The 24,090-nt window shown below is 67.1% G+C and carries 27 protein-coding genes; 11 read left to right on the top strand and 16 right to left on the bottom strand.

The features are described from left to right. Positions 1-69: 69 nt before the first annotated feature. From C5O27_RS22980 to C5O27_RS10660, 3 genes are all read right to left on the bottom strand, one after another. Positions 70-258 carry a hypothetical protein gene (locus C5O27_RS22980; protein ID WP_244216628.1) on the bottom strand — a complete coding sequence of 63 codons (189 nt, stop codon included), beginning with the start codon at positions 256-258 and terminating at the stop codon, positions 70-72. A 203-nt stretch (positions 259-461) separates the two neighbouring features. Continuing rightward, positions 462-1,244 carry an enoyl-CoA hydratase-related protein gene (locus C5O27_RS10665; RefSeq protein WP_127962674.1) on the bottom strand — a complete coding sequence of 261 codons (783 nt, stop codon included), beginning with the start codon at positions 1,242-1,244 and terminating at the stop codon, positions 462-464. A gap of 18 nt (positions 1,245-1,262) precedes the next feature. Then, positions 1,263-1,781: an SdpI family protein gene (locus C5O27_RS10660; RefSeq protein WP_244216627.1), complete on the bottom strand. Its 519-nt coding sequence runs from the start codon at positions 1,779-1,781 to the stop codon at positions 1,263-1,265. 56 nt (positions 1,782-1,837) lie between these two features. On the opposite strand from C5O27_RS10660, the gene C5O27_RS10655 reads away from it, so the two are divergent. Beyond that, positions 1,838-2,923 (top strand): NADH:flavin oxidoreductase/NADH oxidase, encoded by a 1,086-nt coding sequence (locus C5O27_RS10655; protein ID WP_127962673.1) that lies wholly within the window; start codon positions 1,838-1,840, stop codon positions 2,921-2,923. Between the two features lie 3 nt (positions 2,924-2,926). On the opposite strand, the gene C5O27_RS10650 is transcribed toward C5O27_RS10655, so the two are convergent. Further along, on the bottom strand, positions 2,927-3,520 hold the full coding sequence (locus tag C5O27_RS10650; protein WP_208651464.1) for a TetR/AcrR family transcriptional regulator: 594 nt from the start codon (positions 3,518-3,520) through the stop codon (positions 2,927-2,929). 89 nt (positions 3,521-3,609) lie between these two features. Here C5O27_RS10650 and C5O27_RS10645 point away from each other — a divergent pair, with 89 nt between their 5' ends. Next, positions 3,610-4,920, top strand: a complete 1,311-nt coding sequence (locus C5O27_RS10645; RefSeq protein ID WP_127962672.1) for a cytochrome P450 — start codon at positions 3,610-3,612, stop codon at positions 4,918-4,920. A 274-nt stretch (positions 4,921-5,194) separates the two neighbouring features. Further along, positions 5,195-5,530, top strand: a complete 336-nt coding sequence (locus tag C5O27_RS10640; RefSeq protein WP_035751117.1) for a transglycosylase family protein — start codon at positions 5,195-5,197, stop codon at positions 5,528-5,530. A gap of 122 nt (positions 5,531-5,652) precedes the next feature. On the opposite strand, the gene C5O27_RS10635 is transcribed toward C5O27_RS10640, so the two are convergent. Together C5O27_RS10635 and C5O27_RS10630 are read right to left on the bottom strand one after the other, a co-directional pair. Next, positions 5,653-6,075, bottom strand: a complete 423-nt coding sequence (locus C5O27_RS10635) for a hypothetical protein (RefSeq protein ID WP_127962671.1) — start codon at positions 6,073-6,075, stop codon at positions 5,653-5,655. 67 nt (positions 6,076-6,142) lie between these two features. Continuing rightward, positions 6,143-6,322 carry a hypothetical protein gene (locus C5O27_RS10630; RefSeq protein ID WP_006357422.1) on the bottom strand — a complete coding sequence of 60 codons (180 nt, stop codon included), beginning with the start codon at positions 6,320-6,322 and terminating at the stop codon, positions 6,143-6,145. 66 nt (positions 6,323-6,388) lie between these two features. On the opposite strand from C5O27_RS10630, the gene C5O27_RS10625 reads away from it, so the two are divergent. Beyond that, a complete protein-coding gene (locus C5O27_RS10625) occupies positions 6,389-7,132 on the top strand; it encodes a hypothetical protein (RefSeq protein ID WP_006357421.1) in 744 nt (247 codons plus the stop codon). 1 nt (position 7,133) lies between these two features. On the opposite strand, the gene urtE is transcribed toward C5O27_RS10625, so the two are convergent. The 6 genes from urtE to C5O27_RS10595 form a co-directional block, all read right to left on the bottom strand. Further along, positions 7,134-7,826, bottom strand: a complete 693-nt coding sequence (urtE, locus tag C5O27_RS10620; RefSeq protein ID WP_006357420.1) for an urea ABC transporter ATP-binding subunit UrtE — start codon at positions 7,824-7,826, stop codon at positions 7,134-7,136. A 5-nt stretch (positions 7,827-7,831) separates the two neighbouring features. Beyond that, complete coding sequence (urtD, locus tag C5O27_RS10615) at positions 7,832-8,713, bottom strand: urea ABC transporter ATP-binding protein UrtD (RefSeq protein ID WP_006357419.1); 882 nt, start codon at positions 8,711-8,713, stop codon at positions 7,832-7,834. Continuing rightward, a complete protein-coding gene (urtC, locus tag C5O27_RS10610; protein ID WP_006357418.1) occupies positions 8,710-9,822 on the bottom strand; it encodes an urea ABC transporter permease subunit UrtC in 1,113 nt (370 codons plus the stop codon). Before urtC ends, urtD begins: the two co-directional genes overlap by 4 nt. Beyond that, entirely contained in the window at positions 9,819-10,706 is an 888-nt protein-coding gene (gene urtB / locus C5O27_RS10605) for an urea ABC transporter permease subunit UrtB (protein WP_006357417.1), read from the bottom strand. The genes urtC and urtB overlap by 4 nt, the downstream gene beginning before the upstream one ends. Positions 10,707-10,790: 84 nt before the next feature. Beyond that, positions 10,791-12,074 carry an urea ABC transporter substrate-binding protein gene (gene urtA / locus C5O27_RS10600; protein ID WP_127962670.1) on the bottom strand — a complete coding sequence of 428 codons (1,284 nt, stop codon included), beginning with the start codon at positions 12,072-12,074 and terminating at the stop codon, positions 10,791-10,793. A gap of 300 nt (positions 12,075-12,374) precedes the next feature. Continuing rightward, positions 12,375-13,421: an oxygenase MpaB family protein gene (locus C5O27_RS10595; RefSeq protein WP_006357415.1), complete on the bottom strand. Its 1,047-nt coding sequence runs from the start codon at positions 13,419-13,421 to the stop codon at positions 12,375-12,377. Positions 13,422-13,600: 179 nt separating this feature from the next. Here C5O27_RS10595 and C5O27_RS10590 point away from each other — a divergent pair, with 179 nt between their 5' ends. Next, positions 13,601-14,203: a TetR/AcrR family transcriptional regulator gene (locus C5O27_RS10590; RefSeq protein WP_127962669.1), complete on the top strand. Its 603-nt coding sequence runs from the start codon at positions 13,601-13,603 to the stop codon at positions 14,201-14,203. Here C5O27_RS10590 and C5O27_RS10585 read toward each other — a convergent pair. Then, positions 14,184-15,470, bottom strand: a complete 1,287-nt coding sequence (locus C5O27_RS10585; protein ID WP_006357413.1) for an MFS transporter — start codon at positions 15,468-15,470, stop codon at positions 14,184-14,186. The two genes, C5O27_RS10590 and C5O27_RS10585, sit on opposite strands and share 20 nt — an antisense overlap. A 71-nt stretch (positions 15,471-15,541) precedes the next feature. Next, the gene (locus C5O27_RS10580) at positions 15,542-15,874 is read right to left on the bottom strand and encodes a hypothetical protein (protein ID WP_006357412.1); all 333 of its coding nucleotides are present in this window, start codon (positions 15,872-15,874) and stop codon (positions 15,542-15,544) included. A 98-nt stretch (positions 15,875-15,972) separates the two neighbouring features. On the opposite strand from C5O27_RS10580, the gene C5O27_RS10575 reads away from it, so the two are divergent. After that, the gene (locus C5O27_RS10575; protein WP_127962668.1) at positions 15,973-18,057 is read left to right on the top strand and encodes a DUF2339 domain-containing protein; all 2,085 of its coding nucleotides are present in this window, start codon (positions 15,973-15,975) and stop codon (positions 18,055-18,057) included. Here C5O27_RS10575 and C5O27_RS10570 read toward each other — a convergent pair. After that, positions 18,044-18,922, bottom strand: a complete 879-nt coding sequence (locus C5O27_RS10570; protein WP_006357410.1) for a formate/nitrite transporter family protein — start codon at positions 18,920-18,922, stop codon at positions 18,044-18,046. The genes C5O27_RS10575 and C5O27_RS10570 overlap by 14 nt on opposite strands. 319 nt (positions 18,923-19,241) lie before the next feature. Between C5O27_RS10570 and cynS the strand changes: the two genes are divergently transcribed. Continuing rightward, on the top strand, positions 19,242-19,694 hold the full coding sequence (cynS, locus tag C5O27_RS10565) for a cyanase (RefSeq protein WP_006357409.1): 453 nt from the start codon (positions 19,242-19,244) through the stop codon (positions 19,692-19,694). A 34-nt stretch (positions 19,695-19,728) separates the two neighbouring features. On the opposite strand, the gene C5O27_RS10560 is transcribed toward cynS, so the two are convergent. Continuing rightward, positions 19,729-20,592 (bottom strand): AraC family transcriptional regulator, encoded by an 864-nt coding sequence (locus C5O27_RS10560; protein ID WP_006357408.1) that lies wholly within the window; start codon positions 20,590-20,592, stop codon positions 19,729-19,731. Positions 20,593-20,794: 202 nt separating this feature from the next. On the opposite strand from C5O27_RS10560, the gene C5O27_RS10555 reads away from it, so the two are divergent. From C5O27_RS10555 to C5O27_RS10540, 4 genes are all read left to right on the top strand, one after another. After that, positions 20,795-21,442, top strand: a complete 648-nt coding sequence (locus tag C5O27_RS10555) for a TetR/AcrR family transcriptional regulator (protein ID WP_244216626.1) — start codon at positions 20,795-20,797, stop codon at positions 21,440-21,442. 30 nt (positions 21,443-21,472) lie between these two features. Then, positions 21,473-22,180, top strand: coding sequence for a hemerythrin domain-containing protein (locus tag C5O27_RS10550; RefSeq protein WP_127962667.1), 708 nt, complete (start codon positions 21,473-21,475; stop codon positions 22,178-22,180). Beyond that, complete coding sequence (locus C5O27_RS10545) at positions 22,177-22,680, top strand: SRPBCC family protein (RefSeq protein WP_127962666.1); 504 nt, start codon at positions 22,177-22,179, stop codon at positions 22,678-22,680. The genes C5O27_RS10550 and C5O27_RS10545 overlap by 4 nt, the downstream gene beginning before the upstream one ends. A 100-nt stretch (positions 22,681-22,780) precedes the next feature. Then, positions 22,781-24,088 carry a S1C family serine protease gene (locus C5O27_RS10540; protein ID WP_127962665.1) on the top strand — a complete coding sequence of 436 codons (1,308 nt, stop codon included), beginning with the start codon at positions 22,781-22,783 and terminating at the stop codon, positions 24,086-24,088. The last annotated feature ends 2 nt before the right edge of the window (positions 24,089-24,090 follow it).

The raw sequence follows: 24,090 nt of genomic DNA, 5'->3' as shown, positions 1-24,090 counted from the left end.
GCCTCGAGCTGGGAGTGATGCCCGAAGCGATCGATGAGAATGACTGAGCGGATGAGGTTTTCGCGACGGTCAGGAGGGCACGACGGCCGCGGACCCGGCGACGAAATCGCCGGCGGACAGCGGACGGACACGGGGCTCCGACCTCGTCGACATCGGGATGTCCCCGCGCGTCACCGCATGGTCGATGCTGCGATCCAATGCCGCACAGCGCAGAACGTAACCGCAGTTCGCGTTCCCGACGGCGGACGCGGACGCCATCTCATGACAGGACTGCTTGGCGCCGGCGGTCCACTGGATGCTCGTGTGAGCAGGACTGTATTTCGCGACTGACACGCGGGCGTCGCAGGTCTGACAGACGAGCGGCTGCATTGGTCCATCCCTTCCTCGGATGAGGAAAGACTAAGAACCGGGATGTGTCGGGCACCACACGATTTCAGCTCAGCGGAACAGGAGCGGAGGGATCAGCTGTCGGTCCACACCGGTGCACGCTTGGCGAGGAACGCCGACATCCCTTCCTGCGCATCGCACGTCATCGCATTGGCCGCCATCGTCTCCGCCATCTCCACGTAGGCCGACGCCTCGTCGAGCTCGATCTGCTTGTAGAAGGCCTGCTTGCCGATCGACACCGTACGCGCGCTCGAGCCGGCGATCTGCAGCGCCAGCTCCCGGACCGTCGTGGTGAGGTCTGCATCGTCGACGACGCCGCTGAGCAGCCCCCAATCGGCAGCGGTCTCGGCGTCGATCGCCTCCCCGGTCAGCAGCATGTGCATGGCGCGCTTGCGGCCGACGGCCCGTGTCAGCGCGACCATCGGCGTCGAGCAGAACAGGCCGATCCGTACGCCCGGGGTCGAGAACTTCGCGCTGCGACCGGCGACCGCGAGATCGCACGTCGCGACGAGCTGGCATCCGGCGGCGAAGGCCATGCCCGCGACCTCCGCGATCACCGGCTGGCGCACCTCGTGGACGGTTCGCATCAGCTCGGCGCAGGTGTCGAAAACGGCGCGTTCGTCGTCGAGTGTGCGGTCGACGAGTTCACCGAGGTCGTGCCCGGCCGAGAAGGCCGGACCTTCCGCACGGATCACGATGACCCGCACGTCCGAGTCCTCGTCGAATCGGCGGAGTCCGGCCGTGACGGCCTTCATCGTGTTGGTGGACAACGGGTTCCGGCGCCGAGCCGCGCGCAGGGTGATCACCCCGAGCGGCGCGTCGACCTCCACCGACACCGCGTCTGTCGTCTCGCTCATCGTCGGGCTCCTTCGGTGTCAGTGGCCGGGGATCGCGTACCGCGACCCGACGCTGATGTGGACGGTGTAACCGAGCACGGCCACCAGGTAGGTCAGGACCGGTATCGCCAAGGTCCACGACGCGCTGTCGCCGCTGCCGATGATCGCCGACGCCGCGAGCAGCCAGGCCATCATCAGCAGTGTCGCGCCGCCCATCAACGCCAGGTCCTCGCCCATCCGGCGATTGAACTCGTCCCGATTCGAACCTTCCATCCAATACTCCTTGCGCCGCCGGCTCGGGAAGTTGACCGCGCGGGCCGGGATGCGCGACAGAATCCGTTCGGCGCCACCGAAGATCACCGCGATCAGCACCGCGATGAGACCGAGACCGCTCAGGAGCCCCCACTTCGAGTCCCAGCGGGTGACCTCACCGTCCAGGCCGATGTGGCCGGCGAGTTCGTCGGAACCGACCACGGCGACCCCGATCCACACCGCGGCGAACACCACCACCGCCAGAGGCAGGAGCATGCGGCGCGCATCTCGCGAGGGCTGCGTCATGGATCTCAACCTACCGTTCGGGGAATAGCCCGGGGCCGAGGCGGTTGACCCTATTCGTGACCAGTACCGCACTCTTCGAGCCGATCACCCTCCGCGACGTCGAGATCCCCAACCGGATCTGGCTCGCGCCGATGTGCCAGTACAGCTGCTTCGCCGGCGACGGAATCCCGACCGATTGGCATCTCGCCCACCTCGGCGCCCGCGCCGCCGGCGGTTTCGGGCTGATCCTCACCGAGGCCGTCGCGGTCGTCCCTGAAGGTCGGATCAGCCCCGAAGACGCCGGACTGTGGAACGACGACCAGGCGCAGGTTTGGAGGCGAATCGTCGACTTCGTGCACTCCCAGGGCTCGACCATCGGAACCCAGATCGCCCACGCCGGCCGTAAGGCCTCGACGTACTCGCCGTTCGACGAACGGCCCGGAAGCATCCCCCTCGACGACGGGGGCTGGACGACCGTCGGCCCGTCGGAAGTGCCGTTCGAGGGTTACGCCGATCCGGTTGCACTGACGGCCGAACAGATCGCCGACGTCGTGGACGCCTTTGCCCAGGCCGCTCACCGTGCCGACGAGGCCGGCTTCGACGTGGTCGAGATCCACGCAGCGCACGGATACCTGCTGCACCAGTTCCTGTCGCCGTTCTCCAACACCCGCACCGACGCCTACGGCGGCGACTTCGCCGGACGCACCCGCATCGTGCTCGAGGTCGTCGAGGCCGTTCGCACCGTGTGGCCGGAATCGAAGCCGCTGTTCATCCGGCTCTCCGGCACGGAGTGGCGCGAGGGTGGCTGGGACATTGCCGAGACCGCTCGGCTCGCCGAGATCCTCGCCGCCCGCGGCGTCGACCTGATCGACGTGTCCTCCGGCGGCAACGTGCTCGCCGACATCCCCGTCGGCCCCGGCTACCAGGTCGATCTCGCCCGCGCAGTCCATCGGGACTCCGGTGTCCCGACCGCGGCGGTCGGACTCATCGTCGAGCCCGACCAGGCCGAGAAGATCGCCGACGACGATGACATCACGGCGGTTCTCTTCGGTCGGGTCGCACTGCGCGAACCCTCATGGCCCCAGCGGGCCGCGCACGAACTGGGAATTCCGCGCGACGAAGCACCCTACCCGCCGCAATATCTGCGGGGTGCCTGGCGCTGATCGTCAGCTCGGGACGGGCCCCATGAGCGCGAAACAAGCGGCCGTTGCCGGTTCGATGATCTCGCTCAGCGGTGATCCGGATTCGACGGCACTCGCCGTCAGTTCGCGCACCCCGCCCCACAGGAACACCGCGCGCTGCCGGCTGATCGGCTTCACCCCGGCCGCGGCCAGCGTGGGCGTGGAGGTGAGTCCGACGAAGAGGTCGACCCAGTCATCCATCGCCTCGTTCTTCACCTGTGCAGCGGCCCCGCCCAGCGCGGGTAGTTCGCGAATCCACGAGAGCATGAGTCCCGGGTATCGGTCACTGGTGGTGGCGTAGGCCGTGACCGCTTGTCGCACTTGCTCTTCCGGGCTCCCCTCGGGGTCCACGCCCGCCGCGATCCGGGCGATCATGAACCGGTTGGTCTCGCGTAGCAGCTCGAAAAAGCAGTCCTGCTTGTCGGTGAACTCCTGATAAAAGGTGCGTCGCGACGTCTGGGCCACGCGCACCACGTCGGCGATGGTGGTCTCGCGGTAACCGGATTCGGTGACACACTCGAGCATCGCCGCGAGGAGGCGCTCCCTCGTCGACGTCGCACCGTTCGGCCACAATTCCACGTAACGAGCATATGCCTCTTGCCCTCCCCGGTACCCACGCGTACCGTCGCCGGTACGCCGACGTACCAGACCTGGGAGGCCTCGAGCCGATGAGTACATCCGTCCTGCGCAGTGACCCGCATCTGCCGCCCGCCACGCGCGTCCCCTCGGCGATGCAGGGACTGGCGGCGATTACCTCTAGACGACTGTTCTTCGGCCACCTCCACGCTCGGCACGGCACAGCCTTCACCGTGCACCTCCCGGTCTTCGGGCGGGCCGTGGTGATCTCCGACGCCTCACTCGCCCGCGAGCTGTTCACCGCCGGCGACAAGGTCATCAACATCCAACCCAACCTGGGCCGCATCCTCGGAGCCGGGTCGATCTTCTCCCTCGAGGGACGGGAGCACCGGGCACGCCGCAAGCTGCTGACCCCGCCGCTGCACGGCAAGCGGATGAAGACGTATGAACAGATCGTGGAGGAGGAGGTCCGGGCCGAGACCTCCACGTGGCCGGTCGAGACCGAGTTCGCCTCGATGGAACCGATGATGCGGATCACCCTCAACGTGATCCTCCGCGCGGTGTTCGGCGCCGTCGGCGAGGACCTGGAGAACTTGCGGCGCATCATCCCGCCGATGGTCACCGTCGGTTCCCGCGCCGCAACCGTCCCCAACCTGCCCCGCGTGCTGCGCGCCATCGACCCCAACCATCGGTACGAGCGCATGCGCGCGGAAGGCAAGGCACTCCTCGGCGACCTGATCACCAGGTCACGCAACGACCCCCGACTCGAGGAACGCGACGACATCCTCGCCCTGATGCTGCGCAGCCGCTACGACGACGGCACGTCGATGGGCGACGACGAGATCGGCGACGAGCTGATGACCATGCTCGCCGCCGGACACGAGACGACCGGAACGACGCTCGCCTGGGCGTTCGAGCGCCTGCGTCGCCACCCTGAAGTCCTGGGACGACTTGTCACCGAGGTCGACGAAGGCGGCACCGAGTACCGGCACGCGACCATCCTCGAGACCCAGCGCAGCCGCCCGGTCATCGACTTCGCCGCCCGCCACGTCGTCGCCGACCAACTCGAACTCGGCGAATGGCGCATACCTCGCGGATACAACGTCATGGTCTCCATCGCTCTACTCCACGACGACAGCCGCGAGTTCACCGATCCCGAGCGGTTCGATCCGACCCGCTTCCTGGGCACCGCGCCGTCACCGGCGTGGTTGCCGTTCGGCGGCGGCACCCGACGCTGCATCGGTGCCGCTTTCGCGACGATGGAGATGGACGTGACGCTCCGGACGATCCTCAACGACTTCGAACTGCTTCCCACCGACGCCCGTGCCGAGCGTTGGTTCTCCCGGGGCGTCGCCTACGCGCCCGCACGCGGTGGACGCATTGCCGTCCGACGGCGCCGATAGTCTCGCGAGACCTCGCAAGCAAGTGGTCCACACCACTACCAGGGTGTGACCTTCGTCATCGAACACGCCCGAACACTCGGGTTCGCGCCCGCTCGCGGAATGCCGCGATGCGCTGGGGTTTTACCCCAAAGCTAACGGCGTTATCCATGCGTTACCGAAATCTCGCAGGTCACGACCCTGACGTGACCTGACCGTTACCAAGCACGTAGGGTCGGCCCCGTCCGAAATCAACCACCTTGCCAACCCCGGGTGGTGATCAGGAGGAACGAAGACCATGCGTATCAGCAAGACCCACATGACCAAGCTCGCCGCCCGCGCCGCCATCGTCGGCGCCCTCACCGCAGCCCCCCTCGGCATGCTGGCTTCCAACGCCTCGGCCGCGTCCGGCAACTGGGACGCTGTCGCCCAGTGCGAGAGCGGTGGCGACTGGAGCATCAACACCGGCAACGGCTACTACGGCGGTCTGCAGTTCTCGCAGAGCACCTGGGAGGCCAACGGCGGCTCCGGCAACCCGGCGAACGCCTCGCGCGAGGAGCAGATCCGCGTCGCGGAGAACGTCCTGGCCACCCAGGGCCCCGGTGCGTGGCCGACCTGCGGCGCAAACCTCTGATAGCAGTATCGGCGCCTGAGGTGCCGTGACTGCATCACCAGAAGCACGAGCCGTGCTTCGTACGGCATGAGGCCGGTGAGTCCACTCGGACTCACCGGCCTCATTCGTCTCCGAGAAGCCTCTCAGTCCGAGTTCTCGTCCTCGCCCGGCTCCCCGTCGAGCGCCTCGTCGAGGGCACTGACAGCGATGCCGTACGGCAGGAACCGCACCTTGCGACGCGGGTCGGTGTTGTTCTTGTTGGCGCGAAGCGCGTCGAGTTCGGTGGCATACACCTGCTCGACACGGGCCCCGCCGTCCTCGTCGACGACAAACACGGCCCAGACACCCGACCCGGTCTCACCGGCCGTCTCCGGCCGCGGCTGCGTCCGCGTGCGACCCCGGGCCGCCTCGTCGAAGAACATGGAGAATGCTCCCGGCGCTGCCTGACCCTCGAAGAGCTTGCCGAACACGTCGCGCAGCCCCTCGCCCGCCTCGCGTGCGAAGCGGTCGAAGTCCTCGGGGCCGAAGTTGAACGGTCCGCCGCCGAATCCGCTGTTGTCGGTCATGGTGTTCCCTATCTGTGGTTCGGCTTGCCCGGCCGGCCGTGGGGGCCGACCGTGCCAACCAGTGTCCTCAGGTTCGTTCGTCTTCGCCACCAGCAGCATCGGCCTCCGCCAGACGCTGGTGCAGCCGCTCGCGGACATCGTCGGCCGAGTATGCGTTGCGCTGGCGCTGGTCCCGTGCGATCAGCACACCGCCGGTCGTCACACCGACAGCACCGGCGAGGCCCAGCCACTTCCACAGATTCCTCATGGGGGCAGGATAAGTCGCCTCCGCCGCCGATGGCCGTCTTCCCGCACACGCTCTAGTCTTCGGGGAATGCCCACCAGCAGAAGACCGCGGCGCGCCGACCTCGCCGGAGAATCCGGCGGTGTCTCACTGACCACCGCGCTCGAGGCCACCCGCACCGGCGACATCTGGCTGTTCCGCGGACATTCCGGCCCCGACCGCGCCATCCGCACCCTCACCAATGCGCCGGTCAACCATGTGGCCATGGCGGTGTGCATCGACGATCTGCCGCCGCTGCTGTGGCATGCCGAGCTCGGCGACAAACTGACCGACGTCTGGACCGGGTCGAATCACCGCGGGGTCCAACTGCACGATGCGCGTGAGGCCGTCGAGCAGTGGATGGTCCGTTATGAGCAGGCGTGCTGGATTCGTCAGCTCAGTCCGGAGGTCAGCCGGGCGCAGGAGGACGAGCTGCTCAAGGTGATCGCACGCCTCGACGGCACCCCGTTCCCGACCACCGCACGCCTGGCCGGTCGATGGTTCCGTGGTCGCGTACCCAACTCGGCCGATCTTGTTCGCGGTATCCCCTACCTCGACCGCAAGGTCCGGGAGCGTCGTGAGCAACGGCAGCACGAGGTCTCGCCGTCGAATCCGGTGAGCCTCGAGGCGGCGTACTGCGCCGAAGTGGTCGCGATCACCTACCGCGACATGAGCATCCTCGACACCACCAAGGACTCCAACTGGTTCGACCCCGGCCGGTTCTGGAGCGGCGACCGCCTCCCCCTCCACGCCCCGCACACCCTCGGACCGGAGATCGCGGTCCATCTCCGGTAGGTCAGATGGTCATGGCCTCGCGAACGGTGGCCTCGGCAGCCGTACCGCCCTCGCCCGACGAGGTGACCCGGCCACTCTCGAGGACGTAATACTGTTGTGCCGCTTCGAGAGCGAATCCGATGTGCTGTTCGACGAGGAGAACGCCGAGTCCGCCCCGCCGGGTGAGGGTGGTGATGGTCTGCTCGATCTCGGCGACCACCGACGGTTGGATGCCCTCGGTCGGTTCGTCGAGAATGAGCATCCGCGGCTCGGTGATGAGGGCCCGCGCGATCGCGAGCTGCTGACGCTGACCACCCGACAGCAGGCCCGCGCGCCGCCCGAGCAGTTCCTCCAGCGCCGGGAACATGTCCAGCATCTCGGCGATGAGTTCCTTGCCGCGCTTGCGGCCGTCGGCCACCACCTGCAGGTTCTCCGCGGTGGTGAGGTGGCCGAAGCTCTGCTGCCCCTGCGGGACATAGGCGATGCCGTGCTTGACCCGCGCGCTCGGACGCGCCTTGGTGATGTCGACGCCGTCGAACGTGATGGAGCCCTTGGTGGTCTTCACCAGTCCGACGGCGGCCCGGAGCAGCGTCGTCTTCCCGGCGCCGTTGTGCCCCAGCACGGCGACCACGCCGTCGGACGGGACCTCGATGTCGACGTCGTGGATGACCTCGGTGCGGCCGTATCCGGCGTGCACCCCGGAGAGTTTCAGCATCCGGCTCAGCCCTTCTTCTCGGTCGACACGGCGGGGACGTCCCCGGCCTCGGGTCCGTCGGATCCGGCGGCGATCTCCTCGAGTTCCTCACCGCCGGCGGCGGTTCCGAGGTACACCTCCTGGACCTTCGGATTGGCCTGCACCTCGGCGACGCTGCCCTCGGCCAGCACCTGACCGCGGGCGAGGACCGTCACCGACGTTGCGAACGCCCGCATGAAGTCCATGTCGTGTTCGACGACGACCACGGTCCGCTCACCGCCGATCCGGCGCAACAGGTTTCCGGTCTCCTCTCGTTCCTCGTGGCTCATACCGGCGACCGGTTCGTCGAGCAGCAACACCGAGGCGTTCTGCACCAGCAGCATGCCGATCTCCAGCCACTGCTTCTGACCGTGCGCGAGGACGCCGGCCGGGGTGTCACGCAGGTCCTGCAGGCCGATGGTCTCGAGGGCCTCGGCGATCGGCTCGGGGATCTCGGTGGGTCTACGGCGCAGCATGGTCCACACCGATCGGCCCGCGCCGGCAGCGATGTCGAGGTTCTGCAGCACGCTCAGTTCCTCGAAGACGCTGGCGGTCTGGAAGGTTCGGCCGACACCGAGGCGCGCGATCTGGTGCACCTTCTTGCCGACGAGTTCCACACCCGACTTCTGGATCGACCCGGTGGCCTTCACCAGACCGGTGATCGCGTCGATGATGGTGGTCTTCCCGGCGCCGTTCGGACCGATCAGGAACCGCAGATCACCCTGCAGCAGTGTGAGATCCACGTCGGTGACGGCCTTGAATCCGTCGAACTCGACGGACAGTCCGCGCACCTGGAGGTAGTCGCTGTCCATCCCGGCGTTGCCACCGGCGACCGGTTCGACCGTGCCCACCGTGTCGGATCCGCTCATGAGGAGGCTCCTACCTTGCTGTCGGTGTGTTCGTCGATGTCACCGGTGGGCGACGGATCGGCCGACTTCTTCCGGCGCCACTTGAGCGCGGCGCCGATCCCGGCGAGTCCGGCCGGGAAGAAGCCGACGACGACGATGAACAGGATGCCCTGCGCGTAGGTCCATCCGGACGGGAAGTTCTCCGACAGGCTGGTCTGCGCCCAGGCCACCGCGATGGCGCCGAGAACCGGTCCGAGAAGTGTTGTGCGGCCGCCGATCGCGACGCCGATCAGGAAGGCGATGGACGGCACGATGCCGACGTCGGCGGGCGAGATGATGCCCACGATCGGCACGAACAGGGCGCCGGCGATGCTTGCGAACAGGGCGGCGATCGCGTAGGCGACGACCTTGACGTTGGCCGGGTCGTAGCCCAGGAAGCGGACGCGCTCCTCCTGGTCGCGCACGGCGACGAGCAGTTCTCCGTAGCGGCTGTACATCAGCTGCCGGGTGATCGCGACGACGACGAGCAGGGCGGCGGAGGCGATGTAGAACAGCAGGTGACGGTTCACCGGGTCGTTCAGGGCGAGACCGAAGAAGCTTCGGAATCGGTTGAGGCCATTGCTGCCGCCGGTGCTCTGCTGTCCGATGAGCAGGATCGCGAAGGCGGCAGCGAGCGCCTGGGACAGGATCGCGAAGTAGGCTCCCTTGACCTTCCGCTTGAACACACCCAGGCCCAACAGGACCGCGATCAGGGTGGGCACGACGAGGATTCCGAGGATCGTCACCAGTGGTGAGGCGAACGGCTTCCAGTATCCGGGGAGTTCGCGGATACCGGCAATCTGCATGAAGTCCGGTACGTCGTCGCCGCGGATCTCGGCGTCGGCGATCTTCAGGTGCATCGCCATGATGTAGGCGCCGAGACCGAAGTACACACCCTGACCGAGGGTCAGCATGCCGCCGCGACCCCAGGCCAGACCGATGCCGACCGCGACGATACCGAAGCACAGGAACTTGCCGAGCAGGTTGAGTCGGAAGTCGGAGAGCACCGAAGGTGCGACGCCGAACAGGAGCACCGCCGCGACGGCGAACCCCGCGTAGGTTTTCCAGTGACCGCTGAAATAGTCCTTCACACGAGACTCCTCGACTGGACCGTGAACAGGCCCTGGGGGCGGATCTGCAGGAAGATCACGATGATCACGAACACGGCGACCTTGGCCACCGATGCGGTCGTGTTGTATTCGATGAACGAGTTCAGGATGCCGAGGGCGACCGCCGCGATGACCGCGCCCTTGATCTGGCCCAGACCGCCGATGACGACCACCAGGAAGGCGTCGATCAGATACGTCATACCGGTGTTGGAGCTGGTGGAACCGATGAGGGTCAGCGCCACACCGGCGACACCGGCGAGCCCGGAACCGATGAAGAAGGTGGTGATGTCGGTTGTCCGGCTGGAGATCCCGCTGGTCTCTGCCAGATCACGGTGCTGGACGACCGCGCGGATACGACGCCCCATCGGGGTGTACTTCATGGTGACGGCGATCGCCACCACCGCGATGACGGCCAGCAGCATGATGAACAGGCGGGTCTTGGGAACAACCGCTCCGAGGATGTCGACGCCACCGGACAGCCACGGCGGCGCGGTCACGCGGACCGCGGGCGCACCGAAGATGTCGCGCGCGAGCTGCTGCAGGATCAGGCCGACGCCGAAGGTCACCAGCAGGGTGTCGAGCGGACGGTCGTACATGCGTTTGATGAGGGTGACCTCGAGCAGCACACCCATGAGGCCACCGACTCCGAAGCCGATGACGAGCGAGACGATCAGGGACACGCCGGCGTTCGAGATCAGATATTCCTGCACCGAGTACGCGGTGTACGAGCCGGCCATGATGAACGACCCGTGAGCCATGTTGATCACGCCCATCTGACCGAAGGTCAGGGACAGACCGAGTGCTGCCAGGAGCAGGATCGAGCCGAGACTCAGCCCGGTGAAGAGCTGTCCGATAACGGTTTCCACGTCACCATCCGTTCGTCATGGGTGTCGGTGAGAACAACGGGTGTGCCCCGCCCCGCGCACGGGCGCGAGACGGGGCACGACGCGTCAGCTGCTCAGGCCCTCGGCCCACGGGTAGGACTTGAGGTAGGGGTCCGGCTCGATCGGCTGGCCCGAATCCCACACCGAGTAGATGAGTCCGTCACCGCGGATCTCACCGATACGAGCGGTCTTGGTGATGTGGTTGTTCTCGCCGTCGATGGTCACCAGGCCCTCGGGAGCCTCGAAAGTGACTCCGCCGGCGGCCTTCTGGACATCGGCAACCGCGAACGAGTTCGCCTTCTCGACCGTGTTCTTCCACAGGTAGACCGAGACGTAGGCCGCCTCCATGGGATCGGAGGTGGGCTTGTTGGCGCCGTAGGCGGCCTTGTAGTCCTCGACGAAGGACTTGTTCGCCGGGTTGTCGACGGTCTGGTAGTAGTCCCACGCGACCAACTGCCCCTCGATGTTCTCGACACCGATGCCGCCGACCTCTTCCTCGGCGATCGAGACCGACACGACCGGCATCGCCTGCGGGGTCAGACCGACGTTCTTGTACTCGCGGAAGAAGGCCACGTTGGAGTCGCCGTTGAGGGTGTTGAACACGGCGTCGGCGTCGGCGGTGCGGACCTTGTTGACGATGGTCGAGAAGTCCGTCGAGCCGAGCGGGGTGTAGTCCTCACCCTTGATCTCGATGCCGTTGGCCTCGGCGTAGGCCTTGATGATGCGGTTGGCCGTCTGCGGGAAGACGTAGTCGCTGCCGACGAGGTAGAGGGACTTGACGCCCTTCTCCTTCAGGTACTCCAGGGCCGGCACGATCTGCTGGTTGGTGGTGGCACCGGTGTAGAAGATGTTCTTCGACGACTCGAGGCCCTCGTACTGCACCGGGTAGTACAGCAGGGAGTTGTTGTCCTCGAAGACCGGCAGCATCGCCTTGCGGCTCGACGACGTCCAGCCGCCGAACACCGCTGCAACACAGTCCGCCGAGATCAGCTTCTCGGCCTTCTCGGCGAAGATGGTGGGCTCGGAGGCGCCGTCCTCGCCGATGAGCTGGATCTGCTTGCCCAGCACGCCGCCGTTGTCGTTGATCTGGTCGACGGCCAGCTTGATCGAGTCCCGCACGGTGACCTCGGAGATCGCCATCGTGCCCGACAGCGAGTTCAGTGAACCGACCTTGATGGTGTCGCCCGAGGTGTCGACGCACGACTCGGCGCCCGAAGCCGCGTCCTCACTGGCCGAGCTGCCACAGGCGCTCAGCGCGAGTGCGACGGCGGACAGCGCCGCCGGGATGAGGATTCCGTACCGCCTACGGCGTGTGGGGGTGACGGCGGACGGCAATGAATCAAACGGCATCCGAAGGCCTTTCTCAATACGTCTCAGGTCGGCTCAGGCGGGCCATGACAGATAGCAGGTGCAACTCCGCACCTCGACCCCCCGATGAGATACGCGCCGCTACTTGGTTAGCGATCTCGCGTATGTCGGGTAAACGTATTTAGGCTTTGTTACACCGGCGTGACGTGAGATGAATTCCCTGTTTCCGCTTCAGATAGGCTCACGCCGGATTCACACTGGCGAAACTTGTTGCGGGAATGGCTTTTTCGACGACAAGGGGCGACACATCCGTTAGGATGCGCCGCCCTTCGAGTCGACGACCTAGTGGGAGAAAGCGGCTTCAACCTCCGTGCGACTGAGCTCGGGATCGGAGCCGAGTTCGTACCGGGGCAAGGTATGGGGCACGTCGGTGCCGCCGGCGACGCGGCGCTTGGCGGCGGCGAACTCCGGCGCCTCCCCCATCGACAGATGGGCCGAGTTGATGATGGTCCATACGGCGGATCGGCGGGCGCGCCGTTCGACCGGGTTCGGCGGCCGGTAGGAGATGAGTTGCTGGGCCCAGCGCGGCTGGATGTCCCGGATCGCCCAATCCACCGCCGCCTGAGCACGATTCCGCAGATTGGCGCCCGTGGCCATCGCGTTGCCGTGCGTCAGGGCCAGCCGGGGCAGGTACGACTCGAGACATTCCAGGGTGTCGGCCTTGGTGGTGGGCAGGCCGGTTCCGCCGAGCGCATGACCCACGCGCACGAATTCCCCGTAGTACCTGTCGAGTTCGGCTCCGCGCAGAGGTCGCGGGTGGTAGATCTCGTGTGCCGTGGCGATACCCCATACGACCGTCGCGTAGTTCCATCGCAACCACTCGGGATCGTCGGCGTCGTAGGCGGCGCCGTCGGGCCGGACCCCCTTGATCGTATGGTGCATCGCCCGCACGGTACGGGCGAGTCGCTCAGCGGTTTCCGTCGATCCGTAGGCGGTCCCCATGAAGAACGCGAGCGAGTGCCCGAGGCGGGTCATCGCACCGTCCGGATCGATGGCGGTGGTCGCGGTGCCGTCCTCACGTCGCCGGACCAGACGGGAGTGATGCATGCCCATCCAGAAGATGCTGGGGTCGAGGCGCTCGATGTACGACGCGCTCTGCAGTCCGAAGATCAGCGCAGGCGTGTGCGAGTGGACGTACCAGGTGGCGCTGTCCGGTCCGAACCACCCGGGGTCACCGGCCGGGTTCTCGAATTCCATCCCGCGGAAGAACTTCGCGCGGACGTTCTCGTCGAACTTGCCGTTGAGCCACGATCCCAGCATCTCGTGCGGCAGGTCCAGCGGGACCCATTCCGTCGACGGCAGCCGTAGGGGCGCCAAGGGAACGTTCATCGATCGTCCTTTCTCGATACCGACGTCCGGAGCGGGTCATCCCCGACCCGGACCACCGATGCGACGACGCCACATGGGCACGGTCGCCATGTGGTCACGGTTGTACCCACTTTAACGCTTTGGGTACACACGTGACCAGACCTTGCTCCGTGCCGGGTCAGCCCGTCTATGGTGAAACGATGTCGAGTCCGACCCGATGGGCCGGCGTCCCCCTGGAGGACCGCCGCGCCGAGCGCCGAGCAATCCTGATCGCCGCGGCTCTCGACATCTTCGGCGGCAGCGGACCCGAGACCGAGTTGTCGGTGCGGTCGGTGTGCCGGCACTGCGGGTTCAACACCCGCTACTTCTACGAGAGCTTCGCCGACACCGACGAGCTACTCGGCGCCGTCTACGATGCCACTGCCGCCGAGCTGGGCGCAGTGGTCGAAGCCGCCATGACCACCGCAGGTCACTCGGTCCGAGCACGCACCCGCGCCGGCATGCTGGCGGTCCTCGGTCACGCGTCGGAGGACCCGCGTCGCGGCCGCATCCTGTTCACCGAGGGACGGACCAATCCGGTGCTCGCGCAGCGGCGTGCCGCGACTCAGAACATGCTCTTCGAACTCTCCTTCGCCGAGGCCGACGCCCGGGAGACCGATCCGCTCACCGGTCGGGTGCGGGCGGCCGTCTTCACCGGCGCCATGGCCGAGCTCGCCCAACAGTTCCTCGCCGGGAGCCTCGGGGACGATCTCGAACGGGTCGTCGACGAGACCCTGGCCACGCTCATCCCCGGTCGTCGCTGATCGACCCAGTGCGCGCAAGAGCCTGGATCGACTCCGGTCCCATACCGCGATCGAGCGCGCGGATCATGACGACGACGCCGATACCCGAGAGCACCAGGGCCGTCGCGAACAGGGTCGGGAAGCCGAACAGATCACCGACGACGCCCGCCGCGAACCCGGCCGCGCCCTGGACGCCGACGACCGTGCAGGCGAACAGCGTGTAGTCGCTGCCCTCGTATCCCTTCTCGCACGCGTCCATCATGAGCGTGAACACCGCGACGGTCGCCGCCCCACCGAGAATGTGTTCGGCCAGGCTCGCACTCACCACGAGCCAGAACCCGCCGACGCCCGATGCGGCCACCAAATACAAAGCCAGACTGAGAGTTTGGGTGACACCGCCGAACAACAAGGCCTGACGCCGTCCGTAGCGAAACGCCAGCCACCCGCCGAGGGCCGCGCCGGCGAGCGCACCCGCCGACGACAACGCCCCTTCGACGAGGGCGATCTGTCCCAGGCTCAGGCCGATGTCGGACATGAAGGGCCCGACGAGGGCCGAACCCATCGAGTTGCCGAACTTGTAGGCCCCGACGACCAGGATGAACACCACAACGCCGGGGCGTCGTAGCCGGGCGAGCCAACCGGTGAGGAGCAGTGACGGCGTCGTCCGCGAGACATGCGCCTGTGCATTCGACGTTGTCGTCGCGTCCGCGGGTGTGCGGGCAAGGAACCAGACCGGCACTGTGAGAGCGACGAGCAGGATCGACATCGCGACGAAGAGGCTCCGCCATCCGGCGAGCGAGAACAGCCACAGCAGCCCACCGCCGCCGACGATCATGCCGACCCGGTAAGCGCCCACCTGAATCCCGTTGCCGAGACCGCGTTGTCGGGGTCCGAGGGTCTGTACGGCCAGCCCGTCGGTGGCGATGTCCTGGGTCGCCGACGCCAGGTTGATGACGGCGATGCCGACGAGGAGCCAGACCAGCGTCCCGGAGAGATCGATGCAGGCCAGGACGAGGGCGACCGTCGCGGAGGTCAGTTGCATCGCGAGGAGCCAGCGGCGTCGGGTTCCGTACCGGTCGACATACGGCGCCCAGAGGAACTTGAGTCCCCACGGCGCGAAGAGCAGCCCGTACACGCTGATCTGCGTGAGGGAGTATCCCTCCTCGCGCAGGATGACAGGCACCGCCTGGCTGAAGAACCCGTACGGCAGGCCCTGCGCGAAGTAGAGCGCCGTGAGCAGGACCATGGTGCCGACGGCGAGCGTGCCGGTGCGCGACGGGGTCGACATGGCAGACATCATGCCGCAGTCACGAGGACGGGGTCGTCGCGGTCAGACCCTTCTCAGCGACTCCGGCGCGGTCAACCCGCCATGGCCGGGAACGAGAGAGTCACCAGCATCAACGCGAAGAGGAACCACGCGGCGCCCTGCCACATCGGCCAGGTTCCGCCGCGGCGGTAGGTGCGGTAGGCGATGACCAGCGCGCCGAGACCACCGAGGACGAATACGCCGGGAACCAGGGATGCGAGGACGATGTTCGTGCGATCGACGGCGAGGAAGATCGCACACGCGATGGCTCCGACTCCGACGACGGCGGCCACGTAGAGGGCTGCGGACCGGTAACTGCCGGTGTCCTGCCACCTCTTCTCGACGTCCTGTCGCCCGCGGTCGGTGGGATTCTGTACGTCGTTCATGCCGATGGCATACCCATGCCGACCTGCGCACGAAACCCCCAACCCCGGTGAGTAGCACTACTCATGTCCCGTGGACCTCGAGGAGACACGGTCATTCCATGACCACATCCAGCAGCACGTTCGGGGGCGATCCGGGCGCCGCGACACTCGCGCGGATCTCCACCGAGTTCGATGCCATCGCCCGCCAGATGTCCACCGTCTCGGCCGAGTTCGCCGAACTGCGGCGGATCGTCGCAGATGTCGAGGGTCCTGCCGGCGACGCCGCGCGGCCCGACCGTCCGGTACAGTCGAAACCTTTCCAGCAGGAGCATCCGGCCGGACCGCTCACCCCGCCGACCGTGGCCCCGGCACCCGCACCTCCGATGGGCCCGCCGCCGGCCAACCCGCAACCGGCAACTCAGTGGGCGTCACCCGGACGTCCGCCGAATCAGGGTTCGTACGCCTACGGACCGCCCATCCCGCCGGCTCCGTCACGTCCGGGGACGCATCCCGCGTACGGTCCGATGGTGCGTCCACCGGCCGCTCCCTTGCAGCCGCGTCCCCCCGCGCGCCCGTTGTCCGAGCGTGTCGCCGCAGCCGCCGAGCGTGGTCTGATCGGCAAGATCCTCGCCACCGCCGGTGTCGGCGTCACATTGATCGGCATCGCCCTGCTCCTGGTCCTGGCCGCGCAGGCCGGCATCCTGCGCCCGGAGTTCCGCGTTGCGGGCGGCGCGGTGCTCGCGACTGCGCTCGTCGGCACCGCGATCTGGTTGCGCCACAAGCCGGATGGCCGGATCGGCGCGATCGCCACGGCGGCCACAGGTATCGCGGCCGGTTACCTCGACGTCCTGGCCGCCACCAAGATCTACGAGTGGCTCCCCGTGGGGGCGGGACTGACCGTCGCCGGGATCGTCGCGGCCGGCGGCCTGGTTCTCGCATACCGCTGGCGCAGTGAACATCTCGGCCTGCTCGTGGTGGTTCCACTCATCGTTCTCGGTCCGGTGCTGACCGGCGGTCTCGACATGACCCTGATCGCGTTCATGGTGGTACTCGCTACCGCGTCGGCGTGGGTTCAGTGGCGCCGCGACTGGATCTGGTTGCACACCGTGCGACTGGCCGCGCCCACGATCCCGCTCACCGTTGTCGGCCTGGCCGCCCTGGGCGGAACGAGCACCACGAACACCGGATTCCAGTTCGCCGGTGCCGCACTCGTCGTGATCGTCCTCGGGTTCGCGGGCGCGCTCGTGGCGATGCCCACCACCCGATTCCGTGAGCTGTTCGCAGGTCTGGCGTCGGCCACGACGATCCCGGTCCTGTTCGCCGGTGCGGTCCTGGACACCGCGGGTGCGGTTGCGCTGCAGGCGGCGGTCGCCGTGCTCGTCATCGGTGTCGCCGTCACCTGCTCGGCGGTCCGGACCGAGCACTTCGAACTCCCCGACGTGGTCGCTCAGATCTGGACCGCGACCTCGCTCGTCGTACTGTTCGTCGCCATCCTCGAGTGCTTCGACGGCACGATGGCGGTGTCCGCGGTGCTCGGCCTCGCGACGGTGACCGCCCTGGTCGCCCGCGCCTGGTCGGCGACGTCGGTGGTCCTGCTGGCCGGGAGCACGGTCCTCTGGGGAATCGGCTTCGCAGCCCTGCTCGACGACATGCCGCCGTACGTGCTGGCCCAGACCCGTCTCATGGCGGACAACGCCTCGTTGTCGATCGTGATCGGCAGCGTGCTCGCCGCCGTCGGGGCCATCGCGATTGCCGTCGGGTGGACCCGGCTGACCGCTGGGGATCTGGCCCGTGTCGCCTACGCCGCGGCTGCCGTGGTCGTGGTGTACTCGGTGACCGCCATCAGCGTGAACGCCGGGGTGTTGTTCGCCGGGGCCGACGGATTCCTCGGCGGGCATGTCGTCGCGACCACCTGCTGGGTCGTTCTCGCCGGCGCGGCGCTGGCCGTCGCCCGGCGCCGCACCGGCAACGAACGCACCGCCGCGGTCACCGGCGGCCTGGTGCTCGTCGCCGCGGCGATGGCCAAGCTGTTCCTGTTCGACCTGGCCACCCTCGACGGGATCTTCCGGGTCCTCGTGTTCATCGTGACGGGCCTGATCCTGCTGGGGCTCGGCGCCTGGTATGCCAGGGCGCTCCAGGACGAACGCGTCCCGGGGTCGCCGACGACGACCCCGGGAGCGGATACTCCGGTCAGACCGTCTTGACGCTCTCGATCTCGGCGGGTGCCGCGACGTCGACCTCGGCCGTCTCATCATGGGAGACGGGCCGACGGTCGGCGGCGGTGCGTGCGTGAGTGATGTAGATCGTGAACCCGACGAAGGTGAGACCGCCGACGAGATTACCGATGACCGTGGGGATCTCGTTCCAGACGAGGTAGTCGCCGATCGAGAAGTCGCCACCGAGCATCAGACCCGAGGGGAACAGGAACATGTTGACGATCGAGTGCTCGAATCCCATGTAGAAGAACACCATCACCGGCATCCACATGGCGAGAACCTTGCCGGGCAACGACGTCGACATCATCGCCCCGACGACGCCGGTGGACACCATCCAGTTGCACAGGACGCCACGGATGAACAGCGTCAGCATCCCGGCGGCGCCGTGCTCGGCATATCCGACGGTCCGGCTGTGCCCGATCTCGCCGAGCTGCCGGCCCACCTCGTCCGGGTCGACACTGAAGCCGTAGGTCACGATCACCGCCATCATCACCGCGACGGTGAAGGCGCCCAGGAAGTTCCCCAGGAACACCCAACTCCAATTGCGCAGCATGGATTTCACCGTCACACCGCGTCGTTTGTCGATCAGGGCGAGCGGGACGAGCGTGAACACCCCGGTGAGCAGGTCGAAACCCATCAGATACAGCAGACAGAAGCCGACCGGGAACAGCAACGCCCCGAGCAGTGGTTCACCGGTGCGGACGGTGACCGTCACAGCGAATGCGGCCGCGAGAGCGAGGATCGCTCCGGCCATGTAAGCGCGGATGATCGTGTCGCGGGTGGACAGGAACACCTTCGCCTCACCGGCGTCCACCATCTTCACCGCGAATTCGGACGGATTCACATAAGACAAGACATTCTCCCCGAGCGTTTCGATTCGTGACTCTTGACCCCCATCGAAACGAGGCCACATGTCGTGGAGGTGTCGTCGGGACGACCCGGTGTTACATCGACCTCTCTCGAGCGGTTCGCCGCGGTGATGTTTCACCGCGATTACCTCTTCCTCGTACCGCCGTGTCCGTCGTGTGAACTCTTCGGCTGAGTCCGGCAGCACCTTGGAAATCCGCCGGCACGTATGCATGGTGGAGATAACCCTCGACGTATCAACAGGATTCGACCAGATCGCCGATCCCCGCGTCGACGGGCATCACCGAACCGACCGAGGAGACACGATGACCACCCCGATCATGCCGAAGTCCGACGCCGCCGACCTCATCGTCGCGGCCCGAATCCGGCAGGGACTCACCTGGGCAGCGATCGCCGAGAAGATCGACGCGCCGCTGGTGTGGACGGTCGCGGCCCTGCTCGGCAAACATCCCGTCCCGGCGGACAAGGCCACCGCGGTGGTCGAGATGCTCGGCCTCGGCGAGGGCGTCGCCGAGAGCCTGCGCCGACAACCGACCCGGACCCCCGACGAAGCCGCGACCAGCGACCCCACGATCTACCGCTTCTACGAGGCCCTGGACGTCTACGGTCCGGCGCTCAAGGAACTCATCCACGAGGAGTTCGGCGACGGGATCATGAGCGCGATCAACTTCAAGGTCGACATCGCGCGTCGCGCCGACCCGGGTGGCGACCGCGTCGTCGTGACCTTCGACGGAAAGTTCCTCGACTACAACTGGTGACCGCCTCGTCGGCCTCGCCGCCGTTCTGTGGTGCTCAGGCTCGTTCGACCGGCATCCAGATCTCGGCGTCGGCGTACGACGCGGTCAGTTCGAGGTAGCGCACGAATGTGGGGCCGGGCCGCAGTCGCCACGGATTCGACGGGAACCACTCGGTGGCCGTCGCGGCCCAGGTCTTCTGGAGCGTCTGCGGGAACGGACCGGACGACCGAAATGTGGCCCACGCCCCGGCGGTCACCGGGATGCCCGACAGGTCCGCCGGCACCGTCGAATCGTGCTGCAGCGCAACACCGTGCAGGTAGGTGACCAGTATCCCTTCGGGCGCGTCGGGCTCGCTTCCGTCCGTGATGGCCAGGATGCCGGCGGGTTCGGTGTCGTTGAGCGACTTGAGTCGGGCGTGTTCCTCGGGCGCGATCGACGCGATGTGCTGCTGGATGTGCGGATTGACCCCCTCGTAGATGAGCGGCACCTGTGCTGCGTGCCCGGCGAGTACGAATGCGGGTCGGTCGGTGATCGTGACGTCCATGGGACGACTCCCTTCGACGATCAGGCGAAACCTGAGTACGGCTTGTGTTGCGAAAGGACCGCCATGTGCCCGCACGTCCGACGGTGACACTCCATGAACCGTGCGAAAGGCCCGGCCGAACGCCTCGACCGACGAATAGCCGTAGCGCACCGCGAGATCCAGCAGGCCGGTGTGGCTGCTCACGAGATCCGTTGCCGCGAGGGTCATCCGACGACGCCGCACGTACTCCGAGAACGGCATCCCGGCCAGCGAGGCGAACATCCGACGCAGGTGATACTCCGTCGTCCCGTTGGACCGGGCGAATCCGGCCAGGTCGATGGGCTCGTCGGTGGTCCGGTCGACGAGGTCGACGAGTGCGTTGAGCGTGCCGATCATGGCTCTCCTTTCGTCCATGATCATGGTCCCTCTGCATGGCCCCGGACCCGATCGTTCCGGGCAGGAATTATCAGCGCGTTCCATAGCTCCGACTCGCGCCCACCGCGGCTTCGAGCTATGAAACGGCGCCGCGCAGATCACTCGCTCGAACTTTTCGTCTGACACCCCTTGTATTGAATTGAACCCAGTCGCATACTCAGGTATGGGCACGTCAGACCCGCAGTCCTCCGCAGCCACCGCGACGCGGAGAAGCTACGACTCGTCACTGCGACGTGACCAGGCGGCTGAAACCCGCGCACGTGTGCTCGACACGGCCATCAGGATGTTCGCCGAGCGTGGATGGTCGGTCGGGGTACGCGAGATCGCGGCCGAGGCCGGCGTGTCCTTCGAGACCGTCTATGCCAAATTCGGCTCGAAGACAAGGCTTTTCCTCGCCGCGTTCGACGTGGCGGTCGTCGGGGACGATCGTCCGGTCCCCCTCGTCGAGCGCCCGGGGTTCGCCGCGATGTCCGCCGGCAATCGTCGTGAACGTGCGGCAGCCGGCGCCGCCCTGGCCGCCGAGGTCTACGGCAGAACCGCGGGTCTGTACCGCGCGCTGCGGGAAGGCGCCTCTTTCGACCCCGAACTCGCCGCCCGGCTCGCCGACGCGTACCGCCGTCAACGGTCGGACGTGCGGACCGCCGGCGAATCGATCGCCGGACGCACGCTCACCGACGACGAAGCCGGGGGGCTGTGGGCGGTGATCAGCACCGAGGTCTACGACCTGCTCGTCAACAACGCCGGATGGAGCCAGACGCGCTATCAAAACTGGCTCGCCGACGCCACCCTGCGGCTGCTCGGTCCAAATTGACTCCAGCCCTTCGAATGAGAGGACAGCGCCATGTCCACCACCCCGCACGAACCCGCCGACACCCGGAGCATGGGCGTCGTGCACAGCGCGCTCCGCCGCGACTTAAGGCGTGCCCGTGTCGTTCTCACGTCACCGCCCTATCCCGAAGACGCCCGACGACGCGCCCTCGCCGACCACCTCACGTGGATGATGCACTTCCTCCATCTCCACCACACCGGCGAGGACGAGGGACTGTGGCCGCTCATCCGGTCGCGAAACCCCGGTGCCGCAGCACTTCTCGACGACATGGAAGCCGACCACCTTCGCATCGCCCCCGCCGTCGACGCTTTGGTCGACGCCGCCTCTGCCTACCGCACGGACGCGGAGGCACGGAACACGCTTCTCGACGCGCTGGATCGGCTCTCCGAAGTCCTACTCCCCCACCTCGAACGAGAGGAGCTCGAGGCGATGCCGGTCGTCGCGGCCACGATCAGCACCGCGGAGTATCGCGATGTCGAACACGAATACTTCGTCAAACCAAAGGGATTCGCTGAACTCGGCCGAGAGGGCCACTGGGTCGTCGACGGCCTCGGAGACGAGGACCGGGATCTGATCTACGGCGTCGTGCCGGCCATTCCGCGGTTCATCCTCGTGCACGGTTTCGCCCGCGGCTACCGGCGTCGGGCCGAACTCATGTGGGGACACGGCGGGGCGTCGAAGATCGGTCCGGTCGCCGTCGGCGCGAGGAACGCGTCATGACTCGGCGTCTCGCCCACCACGGTCGCAACGAAGCATTCGCCGACGCCCCGCCCGAGGCCGTTTTCGCGATCATCTGCGACGTGACGCGGGTCGGCGAGTGGAGCCATGAGTGCCGAGGTGCGCGCTGGGTCGGCCCCGAGAACGCGGCGGCACCCGGCGTTCGTTTCCGCGGTACCAACAGGTCCGGCATCTACCTGTGGAACCGGTCATGCGTGTTCACCGTGGTCGAACCGCCACGTGTACTGGCCTGGAAGACCATCGGACTGATGGGCAAGATCGACAGCACCGAATGGCGGATCACGCTCGAACCGGAAGCGGGCGGCACGCGGATCGTGCAGGCCTACGACATGCTCCATGTCGCACCGGGTTTCGACCGCATCTACTGGCTCCTGATCAAGGGGCACCGCGATCGGCGGGCCGCACTCGCCGAGGACCTCGATCGACTGGCCGCACTCGCCGCAGCCCGCCCGCGCAAACCACTCCCGACCCACGACGCGTGACGACCATTCCGAGAAACACCTGAAGCCCACCATCTGAGCTGTCAGGAAGTTCGCAGGTAATCAGCGGCTTGTTCTCAAGAAGCACCGGCATCGTGGTGCCGTGAACGCACCTCAGTCCCCCGACCGCACCCCCACCGCGCCGCTGGGTCAGCCCGGCCCGCCCCTGCCCCCGTACGGCGGCTGGGACGGTCCGCCCGTCGATCCGGTACCCGCGCCCGGCTCGCCATCCCCGTCGCCACGCCCCCGTACCGTGACGAAGCCGATCATCGTGACCGCTCTGCTCGCGGGCCTCCTCGGCGGCGCCATCGGTGTCGGCGGGAGCGCGCTACTCGACCACCAGGCCACACCGACTGCGCCGGTACTCAGCTCGCAACCCGCGAACACGGTGAACGCGGCCGACGTCAAGCCCGGGTCGGTGACCTACGCGGCACAGGTTGCGTCCAAATCGACCGCGGACATCAAGGTGCAGATGGCGCAGGGCACAGCGGTGGGCAGCGGCATCGTCCTCTCCTCGGACGGATATGTCCTGACCAACAACCATGTGGTGGCAGGGGCCGGATCGGGTAGCAAGATCGTGGTGACCACCAGCGACGGAAAGCAATATCCCGCTACGATCACCGGCACCTCCCCGTCGTACGACCTCGCGGTGATCAAGCTCGACGGCGCGTCGGGTCTCACCCCTGCGACGCTCGGTGACTCGGACGCGCTGCAGGTCGGCGAACAGGTGGTGGCCGTCGGCAGCCCCGACAGTCTCTCGAACACGGTGACGTCCGGCATCGTCAGCGCGCTCTCGCGAACCGTGACCGCCGGCGACGACACGGGTTCAGGGGTCACCGTCTACAACGGCCTGCAGACCGACACCCCCATCAACCCCGGCAATTCCGGTGGGCCGCTGGTGAATCTGCAAGGTCAGGTCGTCGCGGTGAACTCCGCCGTCGACACCGGGCAGGCCTCGACGGGCGGGCCGCAGTCCTTCGGCCTCGGCTTCGCCATCCCGATCAACACCGCCGAACGTATCGCGAACCAGTTGCTGAAGAGTGGCGAGGCCTCGAAACCTGTTCTGGGCGTATCGGGTTCGTTGTCATCATCGAGCCGGGGGGACGGCGCGAAGGTCACGGTGCAACAGGGCGGACCAGCCGCCTCGGCGGGTATCTCGAGCGGCGACGTGATCACGAAGATCGGTGACACCCCCGTCGCCGACTACGCCGATCTGATGGCACAGGTCCTGACGCACGCCCCGGGCGCGACGGTACCCGTGACCATCGGCTCGGGATCGGATGCCCGGACCGTCCAGGTGAAGCTGGGCAGCACCGTCGACAAGCAGCAGACGACGGTGCCCGAATCCGACGGGCAGTCCGGAGGTCCACGACTCCCCTTCGGCGGCAACCCGTTCGGCGCGATCCCGTGACC

The sequence above is a fragment of the Gordonia alkanivorans genome, from assembly GCF_004011905.1.
In the GTDB taxonomy this organism is placed as follows: Bacteria; Actinomycetota; Actinomycetes; order Mycobacteriales; family Mycobacteriaceae; genus Gordonia; species Gordonia alkanivorans.
The sequence above is the reverse complement of the archived record's forward strand: the minus strand, read 5'-3'. Positions and strand labels throughout refer to the sequence as shown.

What these genes read in the sequence shown, in the direction of transcription:
- C5O27_RS10575 (WP_127962668.1), top strand. Translation starts at nt 15,973, where the DNA reads ATGACCACATCCAGCAGCACGTTCGGGGGCGATCCGGGCGCCGCGACA.
- C5O27_RS10645 (WP_127962672.1), top strand. Translation starts at nt 3,610, where the DNA reads ATGAGTACATCCGTCCTGCGCAGTGACCCGCATCTGCCGCCCGCCACG.
- C5O27_RS10640 (WP_035751117.1), top strand. Translation starts at nt 5,195, where the DNA reads ATGCGTATCAGCAAGACCCACATGACCAAGCTCGCCGCCCGCGCCGCC.
- C5O27_RS10660 (WP_244216627.1), bottom strand. Translation starts at nt 1,781, where the DNA reads ATGACGCAGCCCTCGCGAGATGCGCGCCGCATGCTCCTGCCTCTGGCG.
- C5O27_RS10550 (WP_127962667.1), top strand. Translation starts at nt 21,473, where the DNA reads ATGTCCACCACCCCGCACGAACCCGCCGACACCCGGAGCATGGGCGTC.
- C5O27_RS10630 (WP_006357422.1), bottom strand. Translation starts at nt 6,322, where the DNA reads ATGAGGAATCTGTGGAAGTGGCTGGGCCTCGCCGGTGCTGTCGGTGTG.
- urtA (WP_127962670.1), bottom strand. Translation starts at nt 12,074, where the DNA reads ATGCCGTTTGATTCATTGCCGTCCGCCGTCACCCCCACACGCCGTAGG.
- C5O27_RS10580 (WP_006357412.1), bottom strand. Translation starts at nt 15,874, where the DNA reads ATGAACGACGTACAGAATCCCACCGACCGCGGGCGACAGGACGTCGAG.
- urtD (WP_006357419.1), bottom strand. Translation starts at nt 8,713, where the DNA reads ATGAGCGGATCCGACACGGTGGGCACGGTCGAACCGGTCGCCGGTGGC.
- C5O27_RS10545 (WP_127962666.1), top strand. Translation starts at nt 22,177, where the DNA reads ATGACTCGGCGTCTCGCCCACCACGGTCGCAACGAAGCATTCGCCGAC.
- urtE (WP_006357420.1), bottom strand. Translation starts at nt 7,826, where the DNA reads ATGCTGAAACTCTCCGGGGTGCACGCCGGATACGGCCGCACCGAGGTC.
- C5O27_RS10635 (WP_127962671.1), bottom strand. Translation starts at nt 6,075, where the DNA reads ATGACCGACAACAGCGGATTCGGCGGCGGACCGTTCAACTTCGGCCCC.
- C5O27_RS10590 (WP_127962669.1), top strand. Translation starts at nt 13,601, where the DNA reads ATGTCGAGTCCGACCCGATGGGCCGGCGTCCCCCTGGAGGACCGCCGC.
- C5O27_RS10625 (WP_006357421.1), top strand. Translation starts at nt 6,389, where the DNA reads ATGCCCACCAGCAGAAGACCGCGGCGCGCCGACCTCGCCGGAGAATCC.
- cynS (WP_006357409.1), top strand. Translation starts at nt 19,242, where the DNA reads ATGACCACCCCGATCATGCCGAAGTCCGACGCCGCCGACCTCATCGTC.
- C5O27_RS22980 (WP_244216628.1), bottom strand. Translation starts at nt 258, where the DNA reads ATGGCGTCCGCGTCCGCCGTCGGGAACGCGAACTGCGGTTACGTTCTG.
- C5O27_RS10585 (WP_006357413.1), bottom strand. Translation starts at nt 15,470, where the DNA reads ATGTCGACCCCGTCGCGCACCGGCACGCTCGCCGTCGGCACCATGGTC.
- C5O27_RS10665 (WP_127962674.1), bottom strand. Translation starts at nt 1,244, where the DNA reads ATGAGCGAGACGACAGACGCGGTGTCGGTGGAGGTCGACGCGCCGCTC.
- C5O27_RS10555 (WP_244216626.1), top strand. Translation starts at nt 20,795, where the DNA reads ATGGGCACGTCAGACCCGCAGTCCTCCGCAGCCACCGCGACGCGGAGA.
- C5O27_RS10560 (WP_006357408.1), bottom strand. Translation starts at nt 20,592, where the DNA reads ATGATCGGCACGCTCAACGCACTCGTCGACCTCGTCGACCGGACCACC.
- C5O27_RS10595 (WP_006357415.1), bottom strand. Translation starts at nt 13,421, where the DNA reads ATGAACGTTCCCTTGGCGCCCCTACGGCTGCCGTCGACGGAATGGGTC.